Raw genomic sequence first — 26,853 nt, forward strand, 5'->3', positions numbered from 1 at the left:
GGAATGCCGGTCAGTGGGCGGTGCGGCGCCACGGCCACGGGATGCCGTGCACAACGGCGACCACCAGGCCGCCCCAGACGACGCCGAAGATCGCCGACGATGCGGTGTTCGCGATCCACCCGATCACACTCCCGATCGCCGGAATCAGGTCGTGGAACCAGACTTCGATGTGGTGAACGATGCCGTACGGCGAGGTCCAGCCGAGTTCATCGGCGCCGACCAGGACGATGTGCCCACCGACCCAGCACATGGCGACGATGCCGACCGCACTCAACGTCGACAGCACAACGGGCATCGCGCGCACGAGGCCGCGTCCGGTGGCGGCGACTGCCGTGGTCTCGCGCTTGGCGAGAGCCAGGCCGACGTCGTCCATCTTCACGATGACACCGACGACGCCGTAGACGAGCAGCGTGATCAGGACTGCGACAACCGCGAGAACCACCGTGCGCATCACGAACGGCTCATCGGACACCTCGTTGAGGGCGATGACCATGATCTCCGCCGACAGGATGAAGTCGGTGCGGATGGCGCCACTGACGACGGTCTTCTCCTGATCGGCTCCGACTTCGTCGGTGGTCGACTCGGCCTTGCCGTGGCCGGAGACGAGTTCCCAGATCTTCTCGGCGCCCTCGTAGCAGAGATAGGTTCCGCCCAGCATCAGGATCGGGGTGAGCAGCCACGGCACGAACTGGCTGAGAATCAGCGCGACGGGCAGGATGATCAGCAGTTTGTTGCGGAGCGATCCCTTGGCGATCTTGCCGATGATCGGCAGTTCTCGCGACGGCCGGACCCCGTGCACGTATCGCGGTGTGACCGCCGTGTCGTCGACGACGACACCGACTGCCTTTGCGCTCGCCTTGCCGGTGGCCGCCGCGACATCGTCCACCGACGCTGCCGCCATCTTCGCCAACACTGCGATGTCGTCCAGCAGTGCCGCCAGTCCTCCACTCATGCACTAGACAGTAATGCCCGGCAACGGATAGTTCCGCTACCGGGCATCAACCGACATTCGCTACTTGCGGCGACGACCGCGTCGCTCAGCCTCACGACGCTCGCGTCGGCTGCCCGCGGCGGGGGCCGCCGGGGCCGCCGGGGCCGGAGCGGCGCCCGCGAGTTCCTGCGCCTGCGACAGGATCTCGGCGGCACCGTCTTCGCCCGGACCGCTGAAAGTGCGAGCCTCCTCGTCGTCGGCGTCGTCTCCTCCTCCGAATCCGGACAGCATGTCGCTGACCGACGTGCCGAGGGCCGGAGCGGGCGCCTGCAGTTCCACACGCGCGTTGAAGAGGATCGAGACGGTCTCCTCCTTCATCGCATCGAGCATCGCGGTGAACATGTCGTAGCCTTCGCGCTGGTACTCGACCACCGGGTCGCGCTGTGCCATCGAACGCAAGTGGATGCCCTCGCGGAGGTAGTCCATCTCGTAGAGGTGATCGCGCCACTTGCGGTCGAGAACCGACAGCAGCACCGAACGCTCGAGATCGGCCATGCCGGAGTCGCCTGCGACGGCCACGATCTCCTCGACGCGCTTGTCGTATGCGGCGAGCGCGTCGCCGACGAGCTTCTCGCGCAGTTCGTCGCGCGAGATGTCGTCGCGGTCGCCTTCATCGGTCTCGCCGACGACGTCCTTGTAATCGAGCGTGATCGGGTACAGCTCTTTGAGCGCCGTCCACAGGGTCTCGAGATCCCAGTCCTCGGCGTACCCTTCGGCAGTCGCGCCGTCGGCGTACGCGCCGACGACGTCGCCGACCATCGCGCGGATCTGTTCGCGGTGCTCCTCGCCCTCGAGGATCTCGCGGCGCTCACCGTAGATCACCTTGCGCTGCGAGTTCATGACCTCGTCGTACTTGAGGACGTTCTTGCGGATCTCGAAGTTCTGCTCCTCGACCTGCGTCTGCGCGCTGCGGATGGCGCGGGTGACCATCTTCGCCTCGATCGGCACGTCTTCGGGCAGGTTGACGCGGTTCATGATCGTCTCGAGCGCGGCTCCGTTGAAGCGGCGCATGAGCTCGTCGCCGAGCGACAGGTAGAAACGTGATTCGCCCGGGTCGCCCTGGCGACCGGAACGGCCGCGCAGCTGGTTGTCGATTCGGCGCGACTCGTGGCGCTCGGTGCCGAGCACGTACAGGCCACCGGCCTCACGCACCTCGTCGGCCTCCGACGCCGCGGCCTTGCGGGCGATGTCGATCGCCTCGTCCCACGCCGCCTCGTACTCCTCGGGGGTGTTGACCGGATCGAGTCCGGCCTTGCGCAGGCGCGTGTCGGCGATGACGTCCGGGTTGCCGCCGAGCACGACGTCAGTGCCTCGACCCGCCATGTTCGTGGCGACCGTGACTGCGTTCAGGCGGCCCGCCTCGGCGACGATCTGCGCTTCCTGCTCGTGGAACTTGGCGTTGAGGACCGAATGGTCGACACCTGCTTCGGCGAGTTTGCGCGACAGGTACTCGGACCGCTCGACGCTCGTCGTGCCGATCAGCACGGGCTGGCCCTCGCGGTGGCGTTCGACGACGTCGTCGACGACGGCGTCGAACTTGGCCTCCTCGGTCTTGTAGATGAGGTCGGCGCGGTCCTTACGGGCCATCGGTCGGTTCGTCGGGATCGTCACGACTCCCAGCTTGTAGATCTGCTGGAACTCGGCGGCCTCGGTCTCGGCGGTACCGGTCATGCCGGACAGGGTGTCGTACAGGCGGAAGTAGTTCTGCAGGGTGATCGTGGCGAGGGTCTGGTTCTCGGCTTTGATCTCCACGCCCTCCTTCGCCTCGATCGCCTGGTGGAGACCCTCGTTGAAGCGGCGCCCGTCGAGGACACGCCCGGTGAACTCGTCGACGATCATCACGTCGCCGTTGCGGACGATGTAGTCCTTGTCGCGGTGGAAGAGTTCCTTCACCTTGATCGCGTTGTTCAGGTAGCCGACGAGTTGCGAGTTCTCGGGTTCATAGAGGTTGTCGATGCCGAGGCGGTCTTCGACGAACGCGACACCCGCCTCGTGGACGCCGACGGTCTTCTTCTTGATGTCCACCTCGTAGTGGACGTCCTTCTCCAGCAGGGGTGCGATGCGTGCGAACTCGCCGTACCACTTGCTCGACGAGTCGGCTGGGCCGGAGATGATGAGCGGCGTACGGGCCTCGTCGACGAGGATCGAGTCGACCTCGTCGACGACGGCGAAACTGTGCCCGCGTTGCACGAGGTCGTCGAGCGAGTGCGCCATGTTGTCACGCAGGTAGTCGAAGCCGAATTCGTTGTTCGTGCCGTAAGTGATGTCGGCGGCGTAGGCGACACGACGCTGATCGGGTGACATCCCGGTCAGGATGACGGCCGTCTCGAGACCGAGGAAACGGTGCACGCGGCCCATCCACTCGGCGTCGCGCTTGGCGAGGTAGTCGTTGACGGTGACCACGTGGACGCCCTTGCCTGACAGTGCGTTCAGGTAGGCCGGCAGCACACAGGTGAGGGTCTTGCCCTCACCCGTCTTCATCTCGGCGATGTTGCCGAAGTGCAGCGCCGCACCGCCCATGATCTGTACGTGGAAGTGCTTCTGGTCCAGGACCCGCCAGGCCGCCTCGCGGGCCACTGCGAACGCTTCGAGGAGAAGATCGTCAAGCGTCTCACCCTTCTCGAGCCGTCCGCGGAACTCCTCGGTCTTGCCGCGCAGTTCCTCATCGCTGAGGGCTTCCATCTCGTCGGAGAGCGCTTCCACGCTCGTCGCGTACGAATCCAGTCGCTTGACCAGACGGCCTTCGCCGAGTCGGAGCAGCTTGTTGAGCAACGGTAATCCTCTTGATAGGCGGTCGAGTTCTCCGTCGGTCCCACCCGCCGTCAGACGGTGGACCGGACAGACCTGGTCCCATGATACGCAGCGGACACCCGAAGGCATGGCACACGTCACCGGAACAGCACTCTGCCGCCCCCACCGATCGGCGGGGGCGGCAGAGTGGGCGCGCGGTTTACGCGAGTCGGATGAGGCCGTAGTCGAAGGCGTGACGACGGTAGACGACTGACGCCTTGTCGGTCTCGGAATCGTGGAACAGGAAGAAATCGTGTCCGACGAGTTCCATCTCGTACAACGCGTCGTCCACACTCATGGGGACGGCCGGGTGGTCCTTGACGCGAACCACCTGTCCCGGCTGGTGACCGTCGAGTCCGTCGTCCCACGGATCGACGCCGTTCACCTTCGTCACCTCGGGCAACGGCGGCAATGCGTCTGCGGTGGCCTCGGCGACCGAGGTGGCGCGACGCTGTCCGTCCTTGCGGACCTGCTTGCGCCGCTTGGAGCGGCGCAGTCGCTTGTGGAGCTTGTCGAAGGCCAGTTCGGTCGCGGCGTAGAAGTTCTCGCCACTGCCCTGCGCGCGGACGATCGGTCCGCGTCCGATGCCTGTGACTTCCACGACCTGACTCTGCTTGGCCTGGCGCCGGTTCGGTTCGTGGAAGAGGACGACGTCGAACCGGTAGATCGAGTCGTCGAAATGTTCGAGGCGGGAGAGTTTGTCGCCGAGGTAACTGCGGAAGTGATCCGGAATCTCCACGTTCCTTCCGTTCCAAGAGACGTCGGCTCGAGGCTCGGCGAGTTCGCCTGCGTCGGTGGAGTTCGCCGGCGGCGTGAACGCGGCCGCCAGTTCTTCTCGACTCTGAGGTTCCGGGCCCTTGGGCTCGCGCTGACCTTTGCGGTGAACAACCGTCATATCGTGTTCCTCCTCAGATAGCTCCCATCGGACCAGCGCCCGAGATGGGATACCAATTCGCTTGGCGCACTGCAGGATTCGCTGTGTGAAACCCGTGCGCGCGGCAGTGTCGCTGTTACGTCAGCGAGTGTTCACCTCCCGGCATCTCACGTTCATCACTGCCACTTCCGAAGGTATCCGCAAACTCCCCGCCCGGCCACGTTTTAGCGGAACGTCGACTCTTATGCATTCGCCAAGACGACAACAGCCGCCACCTCGACTCCCGCACCCCGCAGCACTCTGACCGAGGCAGCGGCCGTCGCTCCGGTCGTGAGGACGTCGTCGACGAGCACGGTGACCGCTCTGGAATCCCGCATGGCCCGCGCCGGTCGGCCCGCCAGGGTCACCGCACCGGCGAGGTTGGACGACCGCGCGCCCGCACTCAGCCCCGCGGAGTCTCGCGTGAAGTGGCCGCTGGCAAGTAGCGGAGCCACGTGTACCCGCTCACCCAACCGACCCGCTGCACTCGCGGCGGTGAGGGTCACCGGGTCACCGCCGCGCCGCCGGGCCGACGCGGCGCGAGTCGGCGCCGGCACCAGCACGAGCGCGCCACTTCCCGGAACCTCACCCCAGTCGGCGAGCACAACCAACGCCGACGCGAGGGCATCACCCAGGATCGGCACGAGATCACGCCGACCGTGTTCTTTGAGCGCCAGGATCGCGGCGCGGAGCGGACCGTCGTACCGGCCGACCGACCAGGCCGGGACGCCGAGCTCAAGACGTGGACGCACCGCCCGCGGCGCGTCGACGAGGGCGGCCGCGCATCGTGGACACCATCCGGTGTCGGGCCTGCCGCAGCCACCGCAGATCAGCGGCACGGCGAGATCGCCGACCGCCGCCGCGATCTGCCTCATCCGGCTCGCAGACCAACCCATCACCGCATCATGACCGACCGGACCTGAAGTGTCAGGCCCACTGTCCACAGGAGGTCAGCCGGCCGGGACCACCGGGACGGTGCCCGCCGGGATCGACGTGCCGACGCTCGTCCAGTACTGGTCCGGTCGCGACGAGTCGGTGCCGAGTTGCAGCACACCTCGCGAGTCCGTGACGAAGACGCTGCGCGACGACGCTGCGATCGCGCTCAGCGGCGGCTTCAGGTTGCCGCCGACGAGACCGGACGACGCGCCGCCCGCGATCGAGATCCGCATCACCGGAGTGTCGTCGCCGCTGCGGATCACGTACAACACACTCGACGTGGCCCAGGTGATGTCCAGGACGGCAGTGTCGATGTCGATGGCCGCAGGCCGGACACCGGTCAACGACGGCACGCCTCGTTCGTTGGTGGACACCACGGCCAGCAGCGGTCTCCCACCGACGACAAGAGCCACGCGCACACCGTCGGGGGCCACGTTCATCGACGTGATCTCCCCCGGCGCGGCGTCCGAGACCGCACTGACATCGATGACACCCGACCTGGCGACACCGCCGGCGTCGCGAGACCATTGGACGGGGCGGCCGTCGACGATCGCATAGCCGGTGGCGCCGCCCGCACCGAACGACGGCGACGTGATCGTCCGGCCCGACGTCACATCTGCGGGCACCGCCCCGTATGGGCCTTCCACCAGAAACTGCCGGTCACCGCGCTGTACAACCGCTGTCGTTCTGCTCAGATCACCGGTGATCGCGGCGAGACGAACGTCGCGCGTGGCGCCGAGCGGCCCCGGGACGGGGACGTACCGCTGGCCCGTCGACCGCACCAGGGCGCCGTTTCGGATGAGATGCAGCACCGGTTGAGTCGTCTGTTCGGCGTCGGGTTCGAAGGACCGGACGTCGGCTGTCCGCCAGCCGCCGTCCTGATCGGCCACCAGAGGCGCACCGTCGGCGTTGATGTTGTACGTGCCGCTGACCCCGGCCGCGTCGAGGGTCCAGACGATCTGTGCGGCGAGGACCGTCCGGTTCCCGGTATCCGTGTCCGTGACGTTGCCGAGGTCGACGGTCACCGACTCCGAGTCGGTGGCGACCGGCGCGGCCAGCGTCGCCCCCTTGTCCGCGCCGGTCCCGACGGCTCCGGTCAGATCGGGCGACGGGCCGCGCATCAACAGCGTCACCAGGTCGCTCGCCTGAGGCGTCGGCCCGAAGGTCCAGCGGGGATCGGTGACGAGCCGCTTCATCGTGCGGTCGGGGAAGTAGAGGTCTGCCCGGCGGTACGCGGTGAGGAACTGGGCGTTGTCGGTGATGACCCCTCGCGGGAGGTCGCCGTCGATCCGCCAACCCGACGCCGTCCTGGACATCGACAGCGGGATCACCATGGTCCCCGACGCCGGCAGGAGCTGACCCGAGGGACTGAGGGTTCCTACTTGATCTGCGGTGATGCGGAGCCTGACGGCGCTCTCCGTGCGTTCGTCGACCACCACGCTGATGTTGTCGACGATCGTCATGTCGCCCTGGTCGTCCCACTTCGCCGAGGCGGCGGCGGTCAGGTACTTTCGCGCGGCCTTGTGCCCTGCGGTCGGATCGGCCATCGCGCGCACGAAATTGCGGGCCAACGTCTCTGGATCGTCCGATCGACGTGGCGCGGGCGCCGCGTTCAGCGGATCCTTGCGGCTGAACGCCTCGATGGGTTGGGGCGCGGAATCGTCGGGGATGGCCACGCAGCCCGTCAGCAGCGTCGTCAAGACGAGCAGCAGCGCGAGGATCCTCCGGTGGCCGGCGGTCATCGCTGCACCTCCGAGGATGGTTTCAGCGGCAGCGGACTGCCGAGCAGTTTGTGCCCACGCACGAGGGGAAGGGTCAGCCGGAAGCACGAGCCGACCCCCGGCTCGCCCCACGCTTCGAGTCTGCCCGCGTGGAGCCTGGCGTCTTCGATGCTGATCGCCAATCCCAGGCCGGTGCCACCGGATCGGCGGACCCGCGACGGATCGGATCGCCAGAACCGGTTGAACACGAGTTTCTCCTCACCGGGCCGCAGACCGATGCCCTGATCGCGGACGGTGACGGCGACCGCGTCGCCGTCGGACCGCATCGTGAGAGTGATCGGCTTATGTTCGCCGTGGTCGATGGCGTTGGCCAGCAGGTTGCGCAGGACTCGTTCCACGCGGCGCGGGTCGATCTCGGCGAACACCGGTTCGGACGGCAGGTTGATGACGAGCTCGGTGCCCGACTCCTTCGCGAGGTGCGTGACGGTGGAGACTGCGCCGTCGATCGGGATCGCCATGTCCATCCGTTCGGCTGCGAGATCGGCCATGCCCGCGTCGTGCCGAGAGATCTCGAGGAGTTCGGTGAGGAGCATCTCGAAACGTTCGAGCTCTTTCGACATCAGCTCGACGGAACGCCGCTGCATCGGTTCGAAGTCGTCCCGGCTTTCGTAGAGGATGTCGGCGGCCATCTGCACGGTGGTCAGCGGTGTGCGCAGCTCGTGGCTGACATCGCTGGTGAACTGCCGCTGCAGCCCGCCGAACTCCTCGAGGTGAGTGATCTGCTTCGACAGGCTCTCGGCCATGTCGTTGAAGCTGACCGCGAGTCGCGCGAACTCGTCATCGCCGTGCACCGGCATGCGTTCGGTGAGACGTCCGTCCGCGAACCGCACGGCGATCCGCGACGCCGCGCGCAGCGGCGCGATGACCTGCCTCGACACCAGCCAGGCGATCGCGGCGAGCAGGCCGAGGAGGACGACTCCACCCGCGAAGAGCGTGCCGCGGACGAGGTTGACGGTGTTCTGCTCGCCGGACAGTGGAAAGACTAGATACAACTCGAGTCCCTGCATCGGAGTCTCGACGGGTGTGCCGACGACCAACGCTGGAACGGTGTCGCCGTTCCGTTCGACGGAGGTGTACTGATACGCGACCTGCCCGCCGCCGACCATCGACTGCAGCCCCTTCGGCACTTCGCGGACCGGGCCGACCGACAGTTCGTCGCTCGCCGCCCCTTTCTTGCTGACGGTGAGCACACTGTCGAATGTGCCGATCCCCGAGGCGCCGGATCCCGACTCGGCATCGCTGTCGGAGAGCAGCGACCGCGCCCTGGCCATAGCGTTCTGCTGGGACGAGTTGGTGTCGCTCGACGACAGGACCCGCTCGACGATGCCACGCGCCCGGTCGACCTCTTCGGTCGCCGCGGCCTGCTTCGCGTCGAGGAGGCGGCCGGTGATCTGGCTGATCAGCAGGAAGCCGAGGATCAACAGCACCACAAACGACAACGCGAGCGTCGACACGACGACCCTCAGTTGGAGCGAACGGGACCAGAGGGAACCGAACGCGCGGCCGATCGAGCCGGCCGCGCGTTGGGTGCTGATAACAAGCCGGTTCAACCGGCGACGACCGCTCATGGCGGGCCGGCCTTGTAGCCGACTCCTCTCACCGTGAGCACGATCTCAGGCTTCTCGGGGTCGATCTCCACCTTCGCGCGGAGACGCTGCACGTGAACGTTCACGAGCCGGGTGTCGGCCGGATGCCGGTAGCCCCACACCTGTTCGAGCAGCACGTCGCGGGTGAACACCTGGCGCGGCTTGCGGGCCAGAGCGACGAGAAGGTCGAACTCGAGCGGTGTCAGAGAGATCAACGTGCCGTCGCGGGTCACCTTGTGCGCAGGGACGTCGATCTCGACGGGGCCGATCGAGAGGAGTTCGGCGGGCTCATCCTCGGTGCGCCGGAGCCGAGCCCTGATGCGAGCGACGAGTTCCTTCGGCTTGAACGGCTTCACCATGTAGTCGTCGGCACCGGACTCGAGGCCGAGGACGACGTCGACGGTGTCCGACTTCGCGGTCAGCATGACGATGGGGACGCCGGAATCGGCACGGAGGACCCGGCAGACGTCGATTCCGTTCATGCCGGGCAGCATGAGGTCGAGCAGGACCAGATCGGGGCGTACTTCGCGCACCGCGGTCAGCGCCTGCGTGCCGTCGCCCACCACAAACGGTTCGAACCCCTCGTTGCGAAGCACGATGGTCAGCATCTCGGCGAGGGCGGCGTCGTCGTCGACGACCAGGACGCGTGGCTTCATGAGGATCAATGGTGTCACCTCCCGCCCCGCCGATGGTGTTCCGACACGCACCGGCCCACCCCGGTAGTCGCCTCCGCCACGGGCCGCCGATCGGGTCGTACACTGTGCCGCGTGGGCATTCTGGTGGCGATCGAAGGCTTGGACGGAGCGGGCAAGCAGACGATTGTCGGGCGCATTCACGCAGCCGCACAGGAGCAGGGCGCGCGAACCACGACCTTCACCTTTCCTCGCTACGGTGAATCGATCACGGCCGATCTCGCGTCTGAGGCCCTGCACGGCGAGCACGGCGACCTCAGGGACAGCGTCTACGCGATGGCGTTGCTGTTCGCCCTCGACCGCGCGGCGGCCGGTGCCGCGTTGAAGGCCTCGTGCCGTGAGCACGACCTCGTCATCTGCGATCGGTACGTCGCGTCGAACGCCGCCTACAGTGCGGCCAGGCTCGGCGAAGAGGTCGAGTCGTCGGCCGTTGTCGGCTGGGTCTCCGACCTCGAGTTCGGTCGATTCCGCGTCCCCGTCCCCGACCATCAGCTGTTGCTCGGCGTCCCTCCCGAGGTCGCGATGGCACGCGCCTCCGGCCGGGCCGCATCCGACGCCGACCGCCCCGTCGACCATTACGAACGCGACGGCGACCTGCAGACCGCCGTGTACCGCGCCTACACCGGTCTCGCTCGGACGAACTGGATGTCGGACTGGTCGCATGCGGCCGACGACGACGCCGTCGCGGCCGTCATGTCGCTGCTCGACTAGGACGTGCCCGAGGCTCCAGACGCAGAACGCCCCGCCCGGAAGCGAGTCCAGGCGGGGCGTTCTGCGCTGACTGTCAGTAGCGGTAGTGCTCCGGCTTGTACGGTCCTTCGACGTCGACGCCGATGTACTCCGCCTGCTCCTTGGTGAGTTTGGTGAGCGTGCCTCCGAGGGCTTCGACGTGGATGCGCGCGACCTTCTCATCGAGGTGCTTGGGGAGGCGGTACACCTCGTTGTCGTACTCGTCGTTCTTGGTCCACAGCTCGATCTGAGCGATGACCTGGTTCGAGAAGCTGTTGCTCATCACGAACGACGGGTGACCGGTGGCGTTGCCGAGGTTCAGGAGGCGACCCTCGGACAGCACGATGATCGACTTGCCGTCGGGGAACACCCACTGGTCCACCTGCGGCTTGATGTTGATACGCGTGAGGCCCTCGGCGGACTCGAGCCCCGCCATGTCGATCTCATTGTCGAAGTGGCCGATGTTGCCCAGGATGGCCTGGTTCTTCATCTGCTTCATGTGGTCGAACGTGATGATGCCGAGGTTGCCGGTCGAAGTGATGACGATGTCGGCGTTCGAGATCGCGTCTTCGACAGTCACGACGTCGAAGCCGTCCATGAGCGCCTGCAGCGCGTTGATCGGATCGACCTCGGTCACCTGGACGCGCGCGCCCTGCCCGGCGAGCGACTCGGCGCAGCCCTTGCCCACGTCGCCGTAGCCGCAGATCAGCACCTTCTTGCCGCCGATGAGGACGTCGGTGCCGCGGTTGATGCCGTCGATCAGCGAGTGCCGGGTGCCGTACTTGTTGTCGAACTTGCTCTTGGTGACCGAGTCGTTGACGTTGATCGCCGGGAAGCTCAGGTCGCCTGCGGCGGCGAACTGGTACAGGCGCAGGACACCGGTGGTGGTCTCCTCGGTGACGCCCTGCACCGACTCCGACACGGCCGTCCACTTGCCTGCGTCCTCGGCGAGCGACTTGCGCAGCAGTTCCAGGAACACCTTGTACTCGGCCGGGTGGCTGTCGTCGATCGGCGGGACGACGCCCGCCTTCTCGAACTCGGCGCCGCGCAGCACCAGCATGGTGGCGTCGCCGCCGTCGTCGAGGATCATGTTGGCCGGCTCGCCGTCCCAGGTGAGCATGCGCTCAGCGGCCCACCAGTACTCCTCGAGGGTCTCGCCCTTCCACGCGAACACCGGGACGCCCTTGGGCTCGTCCGGGGTGCCGTGCGGGCCGACTACGATGGCTGCGGCCGCGTGGTCCTGGGTGGAGAAGATGTTGCACGACGCCCAGCGGACCTCGGCGCCGAGCGCGGTGAGGGTCTCGATGAGGACGGCGGTCTGCACGGTCATGTGCAACGAACCGGAGATCCGGGCGCCCTTGAGCGGTGCGACGTCGGCGTACTCGCGGCGCAGTTCCATCAGGCCGGGCATCTCGTGCTCGGCGAGGCGGATCTCCTTGCGGCCGTACTCGTGGAGCGACAGGTCGGCGACCTTGAACTCGATCCCGTTGATGGTCTCGCTGGTCAAAGCGTCCGAAGGCGCGGTCATCTGATCCCTCTCGATCGTGAAGTCTTTACGTCTCGAACGACGGTACCGGTCGCCCACCTCGGGCGACCGGTACGGTCGTTGTTTCTCTCGACGAGGCTACGTCAGGAGTCGTCGCCTGACGACTTCGTCGGGTCCGGGCTCGGCGAATCCGCGGCGCCGGCTCCCGGAGCGCCAACCGGTGCGTATCCGGGCAGTTCCATCCGTTCGCGCATGCCGAGGACCGAGTGCCGTGCGCCGTAGGCCAGGTAGACGACCACGCCGATCACCATCCAGATCAGGAACCGGATCCAGGTGAAGGCACTCAGGTTGATCATCAGCCAGGCGCAGGCGAGGACCGCGAGGATGGGGACCACCGGGACGAACGGGACACGGAACCCGCGCTTGAGGTCCGGACGAGTGCGTCGCAGGACGACCACACCGACGCAGACCAGCACGAAGGCGAAGAGGGTGCCGATGTTGACCATCTCTTCGAGTTCGCCGATCGGCAGGAAGCCCGCGAGGAACGCCGAGACGCCTCCGACGATGAGGGTGATGCGGACCGGGGTGCCGCGACTGCCGGTCTTGGCGAGGCCACGCGGGAACAGTCCGTCGCGTGCCATCGCGAACCCGACGCGCGTCTGCCCCAGGAGCATGACCATCACAACGGTCGTGAGGCCGGAGAGCGCGCCGATGACGATCAGCCACTGCGCCCAGGTGATGCCGTGCTCGCCGAATGCCGTGGCGAGCGTGGCGTTCTCACCCGCCAGCTTGGTGTACTTGACCATGCCGGTGAGGACGAGTGTGACGCCGACGTAGAGGACGGTGACGATCGCGAGCGATCCGAGGATGCCTCGAGGCAGCGAACGCTGCGGGTCCTTGGTCTCCTCCGCCGTGGTGGCGACGACGTCGAAGCCGATGAACGCGAAGAACACGAGCGACGCCGCAGCGAGCAGGCCGTACCAGCCGAAGTTGGAGCCTTCGCCGCCGGTCATCATGGAGAACAACGTCTGGTGGAGGCCGGATGCGCCGCCCTCGCCCTTGGGCTCTGACGGCGGAATGTACGGGGAGTAGTTGTCCTTGGAGATGTAGAACGAGCCGACGATGATCACCAGCAGCACCACGGACACCTTGATCGCGGTGAAGATGAGCGACACCACAGACGAGATCTTGGTGCCGAGCACCAGCAGCGTGGTCAGGGCCGCGATCAGCACCACCGCACCCCAGTCGAAGCTCTCGAACGCGCCGGTGCCGTCACCGTTGCCGAACTTCAGGACGGTGAACGAATACGTCATGGGGTCGCGGTCCGCGATCAGACAGAGGAATTCGTTCAGATAATGAGACCAGCCCTTCGCGACGACGGACGCCGCCAGCGCGAACTCGAGGATCAGGTCCCAGCCGATGATCCAGGCGATGAACTCGCCGAACGTGGCATAGGAGAAGGTGTACGCCGAACCTGCCACCGGAACTGTCGACGCGAACTCGGCATAACAAAGGGCGGCGAGGGCACACGCGATAGCGGCGAGGACAAACGCCAACGAGACGGCGGGTCCCGCGACGTTGCCCGCAGTGCGAGCGGTCAGCGTGAAGATGCCGGCGCCGACGACGACGGCGACGCCGAACACGGTGAGGTCCCAGGACGTCAGATCTTTCTTGAGCTTTGTGTCGGGCTCGTCGGTGTCGGCCATCGATTGCTCGACCGACTTCACCCGGAACATCGGGTTGCTCACTGTGTTTTCCTCGTTTCACTGGTACGGAAAGCTGTTGCAGACCGGACGTGAGACGGGGCCGTCGAATCGACGGCGATGGTGCGTCGTCGTTCGGCAGTCGACGTCGATTTCGCCATGACTGTGACCCCTCTCATACTTCTCGGTGATGGAGAACCTATCGCATCGACCCGCCACGGCAGGCCACATCGCGAACTCTGATGTCTGACAACAGTATTCGAGCGCAGACGCGGCGCAAGAGAAACCCTTCGGAATTAAACGGACCACGGTCCGGTTACCATGGTCGAGACCGGCGCGACAGGCGGCGGAACGTGAGAGAGCGAGAAGTCCCATGCAGTTCGGCATCTTCAGCGTCGGCGACGTGACCGCCGACCCCACAACCGGCGTCACGGTCAGCGAGCACGAGCGCATCAAGGCGATGACGGCGATCGCGCTGAAGGCCGAAGAGGTGGGCCTCGACGTGTTCGCGACCGGTGAGCACCACAACCCGCCGTTCGTCCCGAGTTCCCCGACGACGATGCTCGGCTGGATCGCCGCACGCACCGAGCGCCTCCAGCTCTCTACCGCGACGACCCTGATCACCACGAACGACCCGGTGAAGATCGCCGAGGACTTCGCGATGCTGCAGCATTTGGCCGACGGCCGCGTCGATCTGACGCTGGGCCGCGGCAACACCGGCCCCGTGTACCCGTGGTTCGGCAAAGACATCCGCAAGGGCATCCCGCTCGCCATCGAGAACTACCACCTGCTCCGTCGCCTGTGGCGCGAGAAGGTCGTCGACTGGGAGGGTGAATTCCGCACTCCCCTGCAGGGCTACACGTCGACGCCCGCTCCATTGGACGGCACCCCGCCGTTCGTCTGGCACGGGTCGATCCGCTCACCGGAGATCGCCGAGCAGGCCGCGTTCTACGGTGACGGGTTCTTCCACAACAACATCTTCTGGAACAAGGAGCACACCGAGCAGATGGTGAATCTGTACCGGCAGCGATTCGAGCACTACGGCCACGGATCGGCAGACCAGGCGATCGTCGGACTCGGCGGCCAGGTGTTCATGGCGGAGACCGAAGCCGAGGCCAAGCGACGGTTCCGCCCATACTTCGACAACGCTCCGGTCTACGGGCACGGCCCCTCGATGGAGGACTTCACGGATATGACGCCGTTGACCGTCGGCACTCCGGAGATGGTGATCGAGAAGACACTGAGTTTCGCCGACTACGCGGGTGACTACCAGCGACAGCTGTTCCTGCTCGATCATGCGGGTCTGCCGCTGGAGCAGGTCCTCGAGCAGATCGAGATGCTCGGGCGAGAGGTGGTCCCGACGCTGCGGGCCGAGTTCGAGAGTCGTCGTCCGGCCCATGTGCCGTCCGATCCGCCGAGCCACGCCGCGCTCGTCGAGGCAGGCCCGGACAGCCCGTTCCACAAGGTGATCCCGTCGCAGAACCTCACCGCGGGAGCACAGGCATGAGTCGGCGGGTTGTCGTCGTCAACGCGGGTGTGTCCGCTGCGTCGTCGACGCGTCTGCTCGCCGAGCAGCTGGCAGGTGCGGTGACGGCCGCGGTGTCCGCACGCGGCGAGAACGTTGAGATCGACTACATCGACGTCGCGTCCCTCGCGGGCGATCTGGCGACCGCCGTCACCTCCGGCGTGATGACGCCCAAGGTGCGCGCGGCGCAAGACCTCATCGCCGAGGCCGACGGCCTCATCGTGGCGACCCCCGTGTTCGCGGCGTCGTACAGCGGCATCTTCAAGATGTTCTTCGACGTCCTTGATCCGGACGCCCTGACCGGCGTCCCGGTGTTGGCCGCAGCGACCGCGGGCACCGCGAGGCACTCACTCGTGATCGATCACGCCATCCGCCCGCTGCTCGCGTACCTGCGTGCCGACGTCCTGCCGACCGGCACTTTCGCCGCAACGGGAGATTTCGGGTCACCGGAGTTGGGCGGCCGGATCAGCCGCGCAGGAGCCGAACTCGCCGCGCGACTGGTCGCAAGCGGCTCCGTGGCAGGCTTCGGCGGGCCGACGGATGTCGGCGCTGCGCCGCGGCGCAGTGGAAGCACAACCGACCTCGGACCAGTCACCGACTTCGCGACGCTCCTGCAGGGCCACACCGGCGACTGACCCCGTATCGCGATCGCCGATCATCCCCGACACGCTGCGGTGCACGTACCCCTCGTCCGCACACCGCAGCGTCTCGGTCATGCGCTGAACGAACGACCTACGCGGACGTCGGTGTCACGCATGTGCGACGCCGCCTTCGACACTCCGACGCCGAGCCCGTCGAGCTGCGCCCTGGCGTCGGCGAACAGCCGGTCCCACTGGACCTGGGCCTGCTGGTACGACGCGGCTCCGCCTGAGTCCCAGTGGCTCGCCAACGCGGTCACCTGCCGCTTGAGCTGCCCCGACAGCTCTTCAAGACGCTGAAACTGCCCACGCAGATCCCCCGACAGCGTGTCCAGTCCGGCGAAGTCGTAGCGGATCACTCCCCCTGTGCTCATTCTTCTTCCTCCCCTTGTCGTGTTGGCTGTTGTCAGATGCTGATCGTGGAGCCGGTCGACCCGCCGACGAAGGCGGCCGCGGACGCGTCCTGATCGTCGTACCCGCGGAAGCCGCTCGTCAGTTTGGTCTCGATCTCGTCGAGCGCCTGCTGCAGTCTGGTTGCGGTCCCGTGCCAATCGGTGTGCGAGCCTTCGAAAGAGGTCGACGCTCGCCCGCTCCAGGTGCTTACGCCGTTACCCGCCGACGACTGAATCCGGCTGATGATCCCCTGCATCTCGGCGACGATCCCCTTGATGGACGTCGCAGACGCCTGAGAGGCGCCGACGTCGACGTTGAGTCCGGTGGTCATGTGTGTTCCTTTCCTGTGCGCCGGATCAGACGGATTCGGCGAAGTCTGTGTCCCCGGCGACGAGCCGGAGGTCGACGTCGGCGCCGAACGGCTGCGCGAGAAGCGCGGCCAGATCGGCGTCAGACGTGGAGATGGGCGGTTCCGCGTTGATCGTGTGGACCTGCCGCATCGTCGGCGAGTCGACCGGGCGTGCCGTGCCCGCCGCGGTCAACGGAGTCATCGGGACACCGCCGGTGTCAGTCGACGACACCGTGGACACCGTCGACTGCGGCACGGCAGGTTCGGTCGACATGGTCGCGTTGCTGGTCGTCGGACAGTCGGCGAGCCGTATCGGTTGGTCCGGCACGCTCACCGACGGCGTCGAGCCGGACGGGACGGCGGGGGCAGAGCCGAGCGATGCCGGTTTGACCGTCCCCGGCTGGGTCGTCGACGGCGTTGTTGTCGACTGCGGTGATAGCGGCTGCGGTGATGGCGGCTGTGTCCCCGTCGACGGCGTGCACGACGAGCAGCACGCGGCCTTGGTCTCGGTGGCCGGCGGCCCAGTAGGGGCCGTTCCCGGCGTCCCGCCGAGCATCGAGCCGACGACCGACAGCCCCGCGGAGATGAGCGGTCCGGCTTTTCCGAGCAACCCGGAGAGTGCGTCCCCCGACGGCACACCTCCGGGTGTCGGGACCTTCCCCACCGGCACCGGTTTCCCGGTCGCGGCGAGCTTTGCGGTCGGCGCCGCCAGTTGCGCGCGGGTCGCTGCCACGATCGCGAGCCCTTGAGCGAGTCCGTCCGCGGCGATCCCCAATGCGGCCAGCTGACCGGGCGGCGTCGCCAAGGTCGGCGCGGTCGCGACGAGCAGGCCCACGGTCTTCGCGACCACTCCTTGCAGCGCGGTCATCCCCGCCCCGACGATCCCGGCTGCGACGGTGACGTCGCCCGCCATCGACGTCCCCTGCGTCGCGATGAGACCCGACTCGGCGGCGGTGCTCGCGGCCTTTCCGATCGCCGCGGTCGCAGCCGTGCCCAACCAGTGGCCGTCCACCGCGGAGATCGCCTTCATCAGGGCCGCCGCACCGCCCTCCAGCATCCCGGAAAGGCTGGTCAGCGACTCGACTGGGTTTCCGGGCCCGGCGAGTCTGCCGGTTCCGAAGGTCGCGAGCAGGTCGATGATCGGTTTGACCAGTGCAGCGGGGTCGAGTCCCGGGATGATCGGCAATGCAGGCAGCTCGATCCCCGGCAAGTCGGGAAATCGAACCTGCAGCGGTGCCGGCGTCGGGTTCAGGCCGAGGTCGTCGAGCACGTCGGTCACCGGACGATCGAGAAGCGCGGTGATCCCTGACGGTGCGAGCACGTCCCCGACAGTGAACGCTCTGTCGGACTGCTCGTCGCAGATCATCGGGGCGCCAATCCGGCACCGGCGGCGCCATCCGTCGCGGTGAAGTTCGCCAGGCCGGCCGCCGCAGCCGCTGCGGTCGCGGAGTGGACGGCAGCGACCTGGCCGACGGCCAGCAGGTGGTTCGCTTCGGCGACGGCGTACGCCGCGAGGAACTCCTGGCCGATCAGCCCGAACGCGGCTGTCATCGCGGCGGCCTGTGCTACCTCGGCGGCTGCCGCGCCCGCTGTCGTCGCGCCGAGCGCAGCCGAGGTCGATCCGAAAGCCTCGAGTGCCGCCGGCACCACGTGCACCTGTCCGTTCATGCTCGCTCCTCCGACTTGGGTTCTTGCAAGGTTGGACGCACGGAATCGCCGTCCGGTTCCATCGACACGCCCAGTGCGTCCGTCCCGGTGAGTTCGGCGAAGTCCGCGACGAAGTCGGTCATGATGTCGGCTCGTTCGGTGAACACCTTGGTGGCCGCCCGTACGGCGGTGCGCACGATGAGATCGGCCAAGGCCGCCGGTTGGCTGTTCCCGGCCCCGGGAAGCAGCGTCAGACCGGTCATCGCGCCGGTCACGTCGACGTCGACCGTGACACGGCCGTCGTCGCTCGTCTCGGTGATGGTGAGCGCGTTCAGGCGAGCGTGCACTCCTTCAAGTGCCTGAAGCTGTCTTTCGGCCCTCTGCTGGACCTCGTCCATCGTGATCACCGTTGTGTTCCTCCGGCGTCGAGTCGTTCTTCGGATGCGACGAGGTCGGCGCGCGAGGGCAGTCCGAGCAGCGCCAGCGTCTCGTCGGGGACACCTTGCTCAGTGAGCGCAGCGCGCCTGCGGACGCCCGCGGTGAGGCCCGCGAACCGGCACAAGGCGAGGATGTCGGCCGCCAATGCGTCCGGCTCTCGTCTGCACTGCGCGGGTTCGAGCTTGATCGCGACGGGCAGCCCGGTCGAGGTGCACGTGACGCCGATGCCGCCGCCGCGCGACCTGACCGTCGTCAAGCCGTCGGCACCCTCGCTGTTGTCGTTTCTGGTCCCCATGAAAGGTCAGACGCACGAAACGCGATTTCGGTTCCATTTCGTTTTCTACGGGCATGTCGTGTTTGCGCGGGTGTACCGTTCCGGCACTGCCCGCGTTCACGCACCCAGGGGGATCGATGACTACCGACCAGAGCCCGCCGACAGGCTACGACCCGCAGACCCCGCCCTGGCTCCAGCCTGCGACATCACATCCGACACGCACGGTCGACCACGGATTCGCGCCCGGCGAGATCGATCTGTCCGGGATCATTCCCCCACCGGCGACTCCGGTCCCGCTCGTCGCGCCGCCCATCCCGCCGCCGGTACGTCCCGTCCCCCGGCCCGTCTCGCCCTCGCCGGTGCAACGCGGCCCCATGGGGCCGACTCTCGACGAAGTCGGGCTGATTCGAAAGGCTCGTCGTGCACCCGGACACGGCTGGCGGCGTGCGGTCCACACACTCACCGCAGGCGCAGTCAACCCCGGCGAGTCGCCTGCCGATCTCGAGTACCGCGACCTGCTGGAACGCGTCCGGCAACCCGTCCGCGGCGATTACCGCATCGCTGTCCTGTCACTCAAGGGCGGCGTCGGCAAGACCACCACGACGGTGGGACTGGGATCGACGTTCGCGTCACTTCGCGGTGACCGGGTGATCGCCGTCGACGCCAATCCCGATCTCGGAACGCTCGCGCAGCGCGTCCCGACGCAAACGGCGTCGACGGTCCGCGACCTGCTCGCCGATCCGGTGGTCGCCCGCTACTCGGACGTCCGAGCCCACACGTCTCAGGCGCCCAGCCGCCTCGAGGTACTCGCCTCCGAACGAGATCCCGCCGCCGCAGAGGCCTTCAACGACGTCGAGTACCCCGGTGTGATGGCGATCCTCCAGCGGTTCTACAACATCATTCTGACCGACTGCGGTACCGGAATGTTTCATCGTGAACAGTCATGTTCTCACGCAAGGCCACCTAGAACGGGCAGCCCGAACCGCCCGAAGGCGCCTGATCAGGTCTGAAGTCCGACAATCGTGTTGATTCCAACACCTCCGTCAGTCGCCGAGCCCGGAAGCTGTGATAAGCGAGAGGGTGCATCGTGAGACGACGCGGAAGCCGATAAAGCAGGGGCAGGATGCGTCGAGCTCGCTGGAAGTCTCGTTCGTTAGCAGCCGACCAATCAACGGCCGACAAGTTGCGCACTCGACCATCGGTGACACCGAAGGAGCAAGCGACGACGACGCGGGAGATCAGCGGACGAGCAATCGTCCAACCGGGGCGGAGAACTCTGGGCAGTCCAGGAGGTGCAGGAGGAGCAATTAGCCGCCTCGATTCGCGCTCCAACGTGACGGTGGCAATCGCACGCGTAGCGAGGGTGTGCGCATAGTCGTCAGTGAACTCCTCGACGGTGCGCGGGAACCGGTCCCGCTGCGCCGGAAGCATGAGGTCGTCGACCTTGTAGAGCAAGTACTGGTACAGCTGTTCAGCGCGGTTCGCGGTGAGTGGATCACCAGTGATGACCGGGTAAGCGTGCAAATACAGGTGGAGCGCACTCTTGATGATCCAGTTCCACGCGTCCGGACGGAGGGCACTGAAGCGCACACCATCGTGGGTTCCGTGGACGTCTTCGTGCGCCCGGCGGAGCCATTCTCCGGTCCGAGATCGAGCTTCCGCATCTCCGCCGAAGTACACAAGGTCCACAGCCCCTGTCCTCAGCGCTCGCCCATACGGGTCTAGGCGGAACCGCCCGCTCCACTCGACGCCTGCGCTCACATCGTCGAGTACAACCTGGTCAAGGAATGCCCCTCCAAACGGGGCTAGGAGCATCGTTCCAAGGTAACGCTCGAAGTCTTCGTCGATCGGCACTGTGCGTTTGCGATCGATAGTCGGGCCAGCCATAACGCCTCCTGTTATAAAGTTGCCCGAACCGTAACACGGTAACATCGGGTTATGGAAGAAGTTTCGGCAGAGGCGACACGCTCGCACGTCATGGACGCGGCACTAGCGGCACTGATCGCGTTCGGCTCACGACACGCTTCAGTAGCAGCGATCGCGCGCCGGGCTGGGGTGTCGCACATGACCATCTACCGCCTGTGGCCGAAGAAGGACCAGCTAATTAGCTCCACTCTCGATCGCGAGGCACGGGCAGTATTCGACCGGGTCGACGCGACCGTCGCCAACATCGACGACGTGACCCACTGCCTACTTGAAGGGTTCACCGAGATCTTTTGGGCGTTCTACGCACACCCGCTACTCATGGCCGAGTTCGACCGAAACCCGGACGTTGTGCTGCGCTCCCTGACAATCTCAGCGGAACCCACGTTTGAGCTCTCAGTCACCTACCTAGCCGGACACGTCGAACGACGAACTGAACTTGAGCCGGACGAAGCACGGACACTGGCCGACGCGATGGTACGAGTAACCCACTCCCTCCTCCTCACCAGCCTCAGCACACGGCCATTCGCCGAAAGAACCGACGTCCAAGATTGGGCGAACCGGGAATTGAGAATGATCCTGCGCGTCCTGGAGGGGTCCGAGCCAGGCCCGATCCCGAAGTCGGAAACTCGAACCTTGTGAAAGTCAGGAAGGTTCGCGCTCGAAGACGAGGCGTCCGTCATTCTCTCGGCCGAGCCGCCGGTAGACGTCATAGGTGATGTCGGGCATCGTCTCGTCGGCGTGACGGTTGACGGCGGGGATGCGGAGGACGGCATCGCTAGCGAGGGCAGTGTGGTGACGTCCGTCGTGGGGCCCTCTGTCGAGCTCGACGTCGATCATGTTCCCGAGCCTACGGCGACTCAGCACATGCGTCCAAATGTCCGAAATGGGCCGCCCTGAGAGAAACGGACCACAGTCCGTGTCCGGACCGGACAAATGGAAACAATAGCTGAGCTGGACGTTTGCGGAGACTTCCGGACAAGAGTTTGCTTAGCGATTACCAAACAGGTGAAATCACGTACGGAAGCACAGTGCTTCCACCGCACACCAGATCTGCAATGAGTATCGCCGATTTGGGAGCGGTTGTTACACAGGCCGATTGGCCTGTTCTGACTTTGGGGGTCACCTATGTTGCGTCGTATCGCGACACCACTCGTCCTTGCTGTCATCGCCGCGTTCGCGTTGGCCTCAAGTTTGCTCGCCGGACCTGCCGACGCCCGGACGCATCACACACGTGAAGGCGTCGACATCACCCTCACCGCATCCAAGCTCCGAGCGAAGAAGATCCCCGCCCTGGACTCCTCACCGTTCTCCGGCGAAGCACTGCTCTCCTCGGACGTGCACGCGGCGGTTCGCAACATCGACGGCAAGACCGTTCGGGCAACAGTCGAGGTCGGCTACCAGATCGGCTACCCCGTCTCCGTCGCGCCCAACGGCGTGAAAGTCACCGCCCACACCCCCGAGCTGAAGCTGACCGGCGGAGTGAACGCCAAGATCGCACCCGAGGTCACCATCTCGGGTTCCGGTGGTGGCGGCAAGATCGGCGAGATCGGCGCCGAGCTCGGTGCTGAAGCGACCGTCATCCCGTCCGCGGATCTCGAGTTCGAGGTCGGCGCCGGCAAGATCACCACCGTCACCCTCGCCGAGATCGCCCTGACCCAGCCGACCGCCGACATCGTCCTGTCCGGCATCGAACTCAACATCACCAACGCCCTCGGACCCATCAGCGTCCGCCCCTACGCCAAAATCAGCGTCACCACCGACACCGGCGTCTACGTCTACTACGACCACGGCCCCACCAGCCGCATCTAACCGCGGAGGACGAATACATGAACGGCAATGACGACTACCGACCGAAGCTCACTCGGAAAAGAACCAAAAGTCGCCTGACCTGGCTAATCGCATTTGCAGCGCTAGCGACAGCAGTAATCCTCGCCGTGCAGCTTGCACCAGCATCGGCCGAGACTCCAGCGCAACGGTGCAAACGTGAGACATCCGCGTACAATAACGCATGGAAGGCGATCGGACAGAAACCACCCACTCCATATAAATGCGGCGAGAGCAACAATCAGGCACCGCCCGCACCATCGCAAAGTCCGACACCCAATTCCGATGAATCCGGGGCACCCGAAAGCAACGAACCCGATCGAGATGCCCCCAACAAGGGCACCGACGGACCCAAACTTAACCCCCCGACAAGTCTCAATGACCACGAAAACTCTGTCGACCCGAACCAGCCGACAATCTCGCAGAAGCCGGGACAGAATAAGATGGACACGCTCATCGGGAAACCGATGAGGTACATCTTTGCGAACTCACTAGCGGAGGCACGGCAGTTCTTCAAGGACATCGAAAACCACGTGGCAAATGGTGCGATTGAGTACGGCCCCTGCGTTCTTAGTCCCCAGAATGTCCATATTCGCACCAAGACACGGATTGATGGCGACCCTCGGCTGCTCGGATTCAAGTCTCTTACCGAGTGCTCGTATCCCATGGAGAGGATTGAGCATACGAGTAGACTCTACTACAGCTACTACACGATGTGGCTAAATGTAAATCTCCTGAGCGGCAACCCTACCCCCGACGACGCAACAAACTCGAATAGACTATATCAGCAGAACGTAATCTTCAGATGCAACGGAGTCGTGGGGACAAGCTTCAAAGGCGAGACAATTGGGATGATCAAGATTCCTGGCCGAGCCAAACCTATGTATGCGAAGGTCATAACAAACGAATCCAAGTTTGACTGCGAGGTATAGATGACAAAAGACTATATCGACCCTCGAATTCGAGTGATTTTCGCGCGAAACTCGAGGAACTTCGAAGAAGTACTCGCCGGTTTGGCGGCCGATGTCGACGATGCGACTCGAATTGCCGCGGCAGTTGAGCATGACGACATAGAATGCTGGACGGAATTTATCGATGTCGTACGGACACCGCCAGAATCTCCACTCGTGCGAGGGCAAGTCATCCACCTGGTTCTCGGTGATGGCCCTACGCAGGACCTTGAGGTCCCAGGTTGGGGCCCACACTATGCGCCGGAGCTACTAGGTGCCTTCGATAACCTTGACGCGGCGTCGCGTTGCGTCACCGAGCTCGATGATCTACGGAAGCTCCGTCCTGGACGACTGACCGTGTGGAGCGTGCCGATTGGCTGGTACGACGAGAGACTAAAGGCGCCAGGACAAGCGGGCGTAGAAGGTTAAATCGGTCCGGGCGACGGGCAAGCCCCCGCCTTCAAAAGGGCGGGGGCGCACCAAATTCACGTGGTGAGGATCAGCTGTACCTCGTGCGCGGCGCGAAATCGACACCCATCGCGCCGGTGCCGTTGCACGATTCGCGCATGCCAGATTCACGGTGCAAAGCATGTGTCGTCCAATGCTGCCCGATTCCATCGTTTATACGATTCGCGATGGAATCGGTAACTCTGCGCCGCTTCGCGGCGATCCTCCGGATATGACCGCACCTCAGCCCAATCCGTACCAGCAGCAACCGCAGGGCTACGCACCCCAGCCCGGTTACGTTCCGCCGCAGCAGGGCTACCAGCAGCCCTACCCGTCGCAGGGCTACGCCCAGTCCGTCTACCAGCAGCCCGTCCAGCAGGCCGCCAGCGGTGCCCAGTACGTCCGCCAGCAACAGGGCCATTCCCTCATCAAGCACATCCTGCTCGGCTGGGTCACGATGTACATCTACACGATCTACCTCGCGGTCAGCCCGAACCACTACTTCCACGCTTAGTCAGAGGTCACTTGTATGTGGGAGATCGGCCCAGGTCTAGCTGCGGTACTTGGCGGCCTCGTAGGTGGCGGCGCATCGTTCGGAGGAACGTGGCTCGACGGCAAGATCCGTAGGGACGCGGAGGCCGCTCTACGGATAGAGGCGGATGCGCGCGCAGTCGCAGAAGCGCGTGACCGCGCCAACGCGGACCTGGTGTCCTCCGCAGGAGAGGTAGCCGCGGCGGCTTCGCGAACAACGCGATCCGGCGAGAGTGGATTCACTGAATCGTACGCAAGACTGTATGACTCAGCATCCCGCGCAATGATGACGGGGCCGTCTGCCGAGACTGCGCAGGACGTTCTACTCGCTGCCGAGTACGTCTCCGAGGTAGTGCTCGCTATCAACACAGGAGGCGAGTGGACCAAGGATGACCTTTCAAATGCCTGCGACGCGCTTCTCCGCTACGCACGCTCCCATCTGGCCGCGTGCGTGGCACCTCGCGACGCTAACTGACGAACTCTGAACGCAGAAGAGCGCCCCAACCTCCGAAGAGGTTGGGGCGCTTTTCAGTTCACGACAGCGGCGAGACGCTACTGATCCTCCGGGTGATGCTTCGCCGCGATCGCGTCCTGACGATCCAGACGGACTGCGAGCTCGTCGAGCCGACCCGCGAGAGCTTGATCCCCCGCACGCCGCGCCACACGATCCTCACGGACCTCCGCACCGATCGTCTCAACGAGCGCCTTAACCTCGCCGACGGCGTCGGACACGTCGTCGAGGTCGTACCGCATCGGCCGCTGGTGCGAGTTGACCGTCGACTCTCGGATCTCCCGGATCGTCTTCGCCTGCTCCTCGACTTGCTTCGCCGTCTCTTCGTGCCGGACCCCGCCCTTTCGGGCGATCACGATCGCGGTGACGCCAGTGACTGCCGCCGCAATCAGTGCGGCGCCGTTGTCGATGAGTCGAGCAACGAGGTCAAAGACGCTGTCAGCCTGGGCCTGCTCCGCAACCCACACCGACCACGCGCCGATCACTCGCGGTCCTTGCTCAGGGTCGGTGTGTGCCACGCGGCCATCGTCGAACCGCCCGACCCGAGGAGCGCTGCAGCGACGGCGAGCCACAACGATGCCTGCGTGTCGGCAATCAGCCCGTAGGCGACCGCGAGCGGGACGAGCGCAGTCAGCAGAACGTAGATCCGGGCGCGTCTGGCGGGAGTCAGTCGAGGAACCTTCACTTCTTCACGACCTTCGACACACCGGACGGATCCCACACGAGGTCGGCCTTCTCGAACTCCTGGATGCGTCCGCCGGTCCCATTGTCGCGCTCATCCGACGTAGGCCAACCGAGCACGGGCTCGTAGCCATCACGGGCGAAACGCTTGAAGATCTCGCCGCCCACCGGATGCCCGACCTCGCCGTCCTTCCGGTAGATGACGGCGCGCTCGAATGCCTGAATGACGCCACCGTTAATCGTGGTCGCGACGTTCACCGGGTAGCCGTAGACCTTCTCCCAGCCGTGCTCGCCCCACGTCTCGAAGATCGCGTTCGGGATCGCGAATGCGCCTGTCACCGCGGTCCAGTAGACGTATCCGCCGGCAAACTTGGCGTATCGGCCGCGACCATCAGGCGTCGACTTCTCGCCAACCGTCTCGCGGACTCCGAGCCACGCGTTCTTCGCCGCGCACTCGTCGATGCGGTTCACCACCGGCGCTGGTGGGGCGGGTGCGAGGTAGCTGCGCAGATCGGCTTCGAAGACGTCCCACGGGAAATTCGGGCCGACATCTGTGTGGTTGCCGATCCCGAGAACCGTGGTGACGAAGTTGTGGTCGCTGATACACGCGACGTCACCCTTGCGATACGGGCGCGACTGGACGACGGCCCGCAGGTAGGGGTACTTCTTGGCGTCCTGCGCGAACGTCCACGCCGCAATGCGGATCGCGTTACGGAACTTCGACAGCCACACCTCGCGAGACTGCGCAGCCCGAGACCCGGCGAAGCACAGGTTGATTGACCGGTTGTTGGCATCGAGGACCGACCACGAGCCGTAGTCGGTGTCAACCATCGCGACTAGCGTCCTGTCGTCCGCGATGTAGTGGTACGAGAACGCACCCGAACTGTTGCCGCTGCGGACAAGGCTCTCCGCTGTCGCCGATCCCTCCTCGGTGTGGAGCAAGAAGTACGGCACTCGAGCACCGTTGCGCGACTGGCGGTTCGGCCCGAGCAACTCGAGGTACCTGAAGGTTGGCTTGCTCATGATTTCCTCCTGAAACGCGAAAGCCCCCGCGGTCTGCGAGGGCAAGTTGTGACGGCTGTTGGCTGTACTGAGACGTCAAGCCGACATAC

26 protein-coding genes and 1 pseudogene are annotated in these 26,853 nt (G+C 65.5%); 8 read left to right on the top strand and 19 right to left on the bottom strand.

From position 1 onward, the window contains the following. Positions 1-10: 10 nt before the first annotated feature. The 7 genes from JVX90_RS13540 to mtrA all read right to left on the bottom strand — a co-directional run bounded on the left by JVX90_RS13540 (position 11) and on the right by mtrA (position 9,662). On the bottom strand, positions 11-952 hold the full coding sequence (locus tag JVX90_RS13540; RefSeq protein WP_205329265.1) for a DUF808 domain-containing protein: 942 nt from the start codon (positions 950-952) through the stop codon (positions 11-13). Positions 953-1,012: 60 nt separating this feature from the next. Next, positions 1,013-3,763, bottom strand: a complete 2,751-nt coding sequence (gene secA / locus JVX90_RS13545; protein WP_205329266.1) for a preprotein translocase subunit SecA — start codon at positions 3,761-3,763, stop codon at positions 1,013-1,015. Positions 3,764-3,941: 178 nt separating this feature from the next. Then, the gene (gene raiA, locus JVX90_RS13550) at positions 3,942-4,676 is read right to left on the bottom strand and encodes a ribosome-associated translation inhibitor RaiA (RefSeq protein WP_205329267.1); all 735 of its coding nucleotides are present in this window, start codon (positions 4,674-4,676) and stop codon (positions 3,942-3,944) included. A gap of 221 nt (positions 4,677-4,897) precedes the next feature. Then, a complete protein-coding gene (locus JVX90_RS13555; protein WP_205329268.1) occupies positions 4,898-5,590 on the bottom strand; it encodes a ComF family protein in 693 nt (230 codons plus the stop codon). A gap of 54 nt (positions 5,591-5,644) precedes the next feature. After that, the gene (locus tag JVX90_RS13560; RefSeq protein ID WP_205329269.1) at positions 5,645-7,372 is read right to left on the bottom strand and encodes an LpqB family beta-propeller domain-containing protein; all 1,728 of its coding nucleotides are present in this window, start codon (positions 7,370-7,372) and stop codon (positions 5,645-5,647) included. Next, the gene (gene mtrB, locus JVX90_RS13565; protein ID WP_205329270.1) at positions 7,369-8,979 is read right to left on the bottom strand and encodes an MtrAB system histidine kinase MtrB; all 1,611 of its coding nucleotides are present in this window, start codon (positions 8,977-8,979) and stop codon (positions 7,369-7,371) included. The genes JVX90_RS13560 and mtrB overlap by 4 nt, the downstream gene beginning before the upstream one ends. Next, the gene (mtrA, locus tag JVX90_RS13570; RefSeq protein WP_205329271.1) at positions 8,976-9,662 is read right to left on the bottom strand and encodes an MtrAB system response regulator MtrA; all 687 of its coding nucleotides are present in this window, start codon (positions 9,660-9,662) and stop codon (positions 8,976-8,978) included. The genes mtrB and mtrA overlap by 4 nt, the downstream gene beginning before the upstream one ends. A gap of 102 nt (positions 9,663-9,764) precedes the next feature. On the opposite strand from mtrA, the gene JVX90_RS13575 reads away from it, so the two are divergent. Continuing rightward, complete coding sequence (locus JVX90_RS13575) at positions 9,765-10,400, top strand: dTMP kinase (protein ID WP_205329272.1); 636 nt, start codon at positions 9,765-9,767, stop codon at positions 10,398-10,400. 73 nt (positions 10,401-10,473) lie between these two features. Here JVX90_RS13575 and ahcY read toward each other — a convergent pair whose 3' ends face one another. Further along, positions 10,474-11,946 (bottom strand): adenosylhomocysteinase, encoded by a 1,473-nt coding sequence (gene ahcY, locus JVX90_RS13580; protein ID WP_205329273.1) that lies wholly within the window; start codon positions 11,944-11,946, stop codon positions 10,474-10,476. A gap of 101 nt (positions 11,947-12,047) precedes the next feature. Beyond that, on the bottom strand, positions 12,048-13,652 hold the full coding sequence (locus tag JVX90_RS13585) for an amino acid permease (RefSeq protein ID WP_205329274.1): 1,605 nt from the start codon (positions 13,650-13,652) through the stop codon (positions 12,048-12,050). Between the two features lie 328 nt (positions 13,653-13,980). Between JVX90_RS13585 and JVX90_RS13590 the strand changes: the two genes are divergently transcribed. Next, on the top strand, positions 13,981-15,114 hold the full coding sequence (locus JVX90_RS13590) for an LLM class flavin-dependent oxidoreductase (protein ID WP_205329275.1): 1,134 nt from the start codon (positions 13,981-13,983) through the stop codon (positions 15,112-15,114). Continuing rightward, entirely contained in the window at positions 15,111-15,767 is a 657-nt protein-coding gene (locus JVX90_RS13595) for a CE1759 family FMN reductase (protein ID WP_205329276.1), read from the top strand. The genes JVX90_RS13590 and JVX90_RS13595 overlap by 4 nt, the downstream gene beginning before the upstream one ends. 77 nt (positions 15,768-15,844) lie before the next feature. On the opposite strand, the gene JVX90_RS13600 is transcribed toward JVX90_RS13595, so the two are convergent. From JVX90_RS13600 to JVX90_RS13625, 6 genes are read right to left on the bottom strand one after another with little or no spacing between them, the layout of a single operon-like run. Next, complete coding sequence (locus JVX90_RS13600; protein ID WP_008375905.1) at positions 15,845-16,144, bottom strand: WXG100 family type VII secretion target; 300 nt, start codon at positions 16,142-16,144, stop codon at positions 15,845-15,847. Positions 16,145-16,176: 32 nt separating this feature from the next. Continuing rightward, the gene (locus tag JVX90_RS13605; protein ID WP_205329277.1) at positions 16,177-16,494 is read right to left on the bottom strand and encodes a WXG100 family type VII secretion target; all 318 of its coding nucleotides are present in this window, start codon (positions 16,492-16,494) and stop codon (positions 16,177-16,179) included. Positions 16,495-16,519: 25 nt separating this feature from the next. Beyond that, positions 16,520-17,833, bottom strand: coding sequence for a hypothetical protein (locus tag JVX90_RS13610; protein ID WP_205329278.1), 1,314 nt, complete (start codon positions 17,831-17,833; stop codon positions 16,520-16,522). Positions 17,834-17,874: 41 nt separating this feature from the next. Further along, entirely contained in the window at positions 17,875-18,180 is a 306-nt protein-coding gene (locus JVX90_RS13615; RefSeq protein ID WP_205329279.1) for a type VII secretion target, read from the bottom strand. Continuing rightward, positions 18,177-18,557, bottom strand: coding sequence for a YbaB/EbfC family nucleoid-associated protein (locus JVX90_RS13620; RefSeq protein ID WP_205332424.1), 381 nt, complete (start codon positions 18,555-18,557; stop codon positions 18,177-18,179). Before JVX90_RS13620 ends, JVX90_RS13615 begins: the two co-directional genes overlap by 4 nt. Before the next feature lie 5 nt (positions 18,558-18,562). Next, positions 18,563-18,892, bottom strand: coding sequence for a hypothetical protein (locus tag JVX90_RS13625; protein ID WP_240193904.1), 330 nt, complete (start codon positions 18,890-18,892; stop codon positions 18,563-18,565). 116 nt (positions 18,893-19,008) lie between these two features. Between JVX90_RS13625 and JVX90_RS13630 the strand changes: the two are divergent. Continuing rightward, a pseudogene (locus JVX90_RS13630) lies at positions 19,009-19,797 on the top strand (AAA family ATPase); the annotation flags it as partial. 1,051 nt (positions 19,798-20,848) lie between these two features. Beyond that, entirely contained in the window at positions 20,849-21,436 is a 588-nt protein-coding gene (locus tag JVX90_RS13640; RefSeq protein ID WP_275889951.1) for a TetR/AcrR family transcriptional regulator, read from the top strand. 3 nt (positions 21,437-21,439) lie between these two features. On the opposite strand, the gene JVX90_RS13645 is transcribed toward JVX90_RS13640, so the two are convergent. Further along, a complete protein-coding gene (locus JVX90_RS13645) occupies positions 21,440-21,634 on the bottom strand; it encodes a hypothetical protein (RefSeq protein ID WP_205329282.1) in 195 nt (64 codons plus the stop codon). A gap of 288 nt (positions 21,635-21,922) precedes the next feature. Here JVX90_RS13645 and JVX90_RS13650 point away from each other — a divergent pair, with 288 nt between their 5' ends. The 3 genes from JVX90_RS13650 (at position 21,923) to JVX90_RS13660 (ending at position 24,532) form a co-directional block, all read left to right on the top strand. Further along, positions 21,923-22,606, top strand: a complete 684-nt coding sequence (locus JVX90_RS13650) for an MspA family porin (protein ID WP_240193905.1) — start codon at positions 21,923-21,925, stop codon at positions 22,604-22,606. 17 nt (positions 22,607-22,623) lie between these two features. After that, positions 22,624-23,553: a hypothetical protein gene (locus JVX90_RS13655; RefSeq protein WP_205329283.1), complete on the top strand. Its 930-nt coding sequence runs from the start codon at positions 22,624-22,626 to the stop codon at positions 23,551-23,553. Positions 23,554-24,250: 697 nt separating this feature from the next. After that, entirely contained in the window at positions 24,251-24,532 is a 282-nt protein-coding gene (locus JVX90_RS13660) for a hypothetical protein (RefSeq protein WP_205329284.1), read from the top strand. 569 nt (positions 24,533-25,101) lie between these two features. Here the strand turns inward: JVX90_RS13660 and JVX90_RS13665 are convergent. Genes JVX90_RS13665 through JVX90_RS13675 form a run of 3 tightly spaced genes read right to left on the bottom strand, consistent with a single transcriptional unit; the run spans position 25,102 to position 26,764 of the window. Beyond that, positions 25,102-25,578 carry a hypothetical protein gene (locus JVX90_RS13665; protein WP_205329285.1) on the bottom strand — a complete coding sequence of 159 codons (477 nt, stop codon included), beginning with the start codon at positions 25,576-25,578 and terminating at the stop codon, positions 25,102-25,104. Further along, entirely contained in the window at positions 25,542-25,745 is a 204-nt protein-coding gene (locus JVX90_RS13670) for a hypothetical protein (RefSeq protein WP_205329286.1), read from the bottom strand. The genes JVX90_RS13665 and JVX90_RS13670 overlap by 37 nt, the downstream gene beginning before the upstream one ends. After that, positions 25,742-26,764, bottom strand: coding sequence for an N-acetylmuramoyl-L-alanine amidase (locus JVX90_RS13675; RefSeq protein ID WP_205329287.1), 1,023 nt, complete (start codon positions 26,762-26,764; stop codon positions 25,742-25,744). The genes JVX90_RS13670 and JVX90_RS13675 overlap by 4 nt, the downstream gene beginning before the upstream one ends. Positions 26,765-26,853 lie beyond the last annotated feature (89 nt).

Origin of the sequence: Gordonia sp. PDNC005 (genome assembly GCF_016919385.1) — a bacterium.
Taxonomy (GTDB): domain Bacteria; phylum Actinomycetota; class Actinomycetes; order Mycobacteriales; family Mycobacteriaceae; genus Gordonia.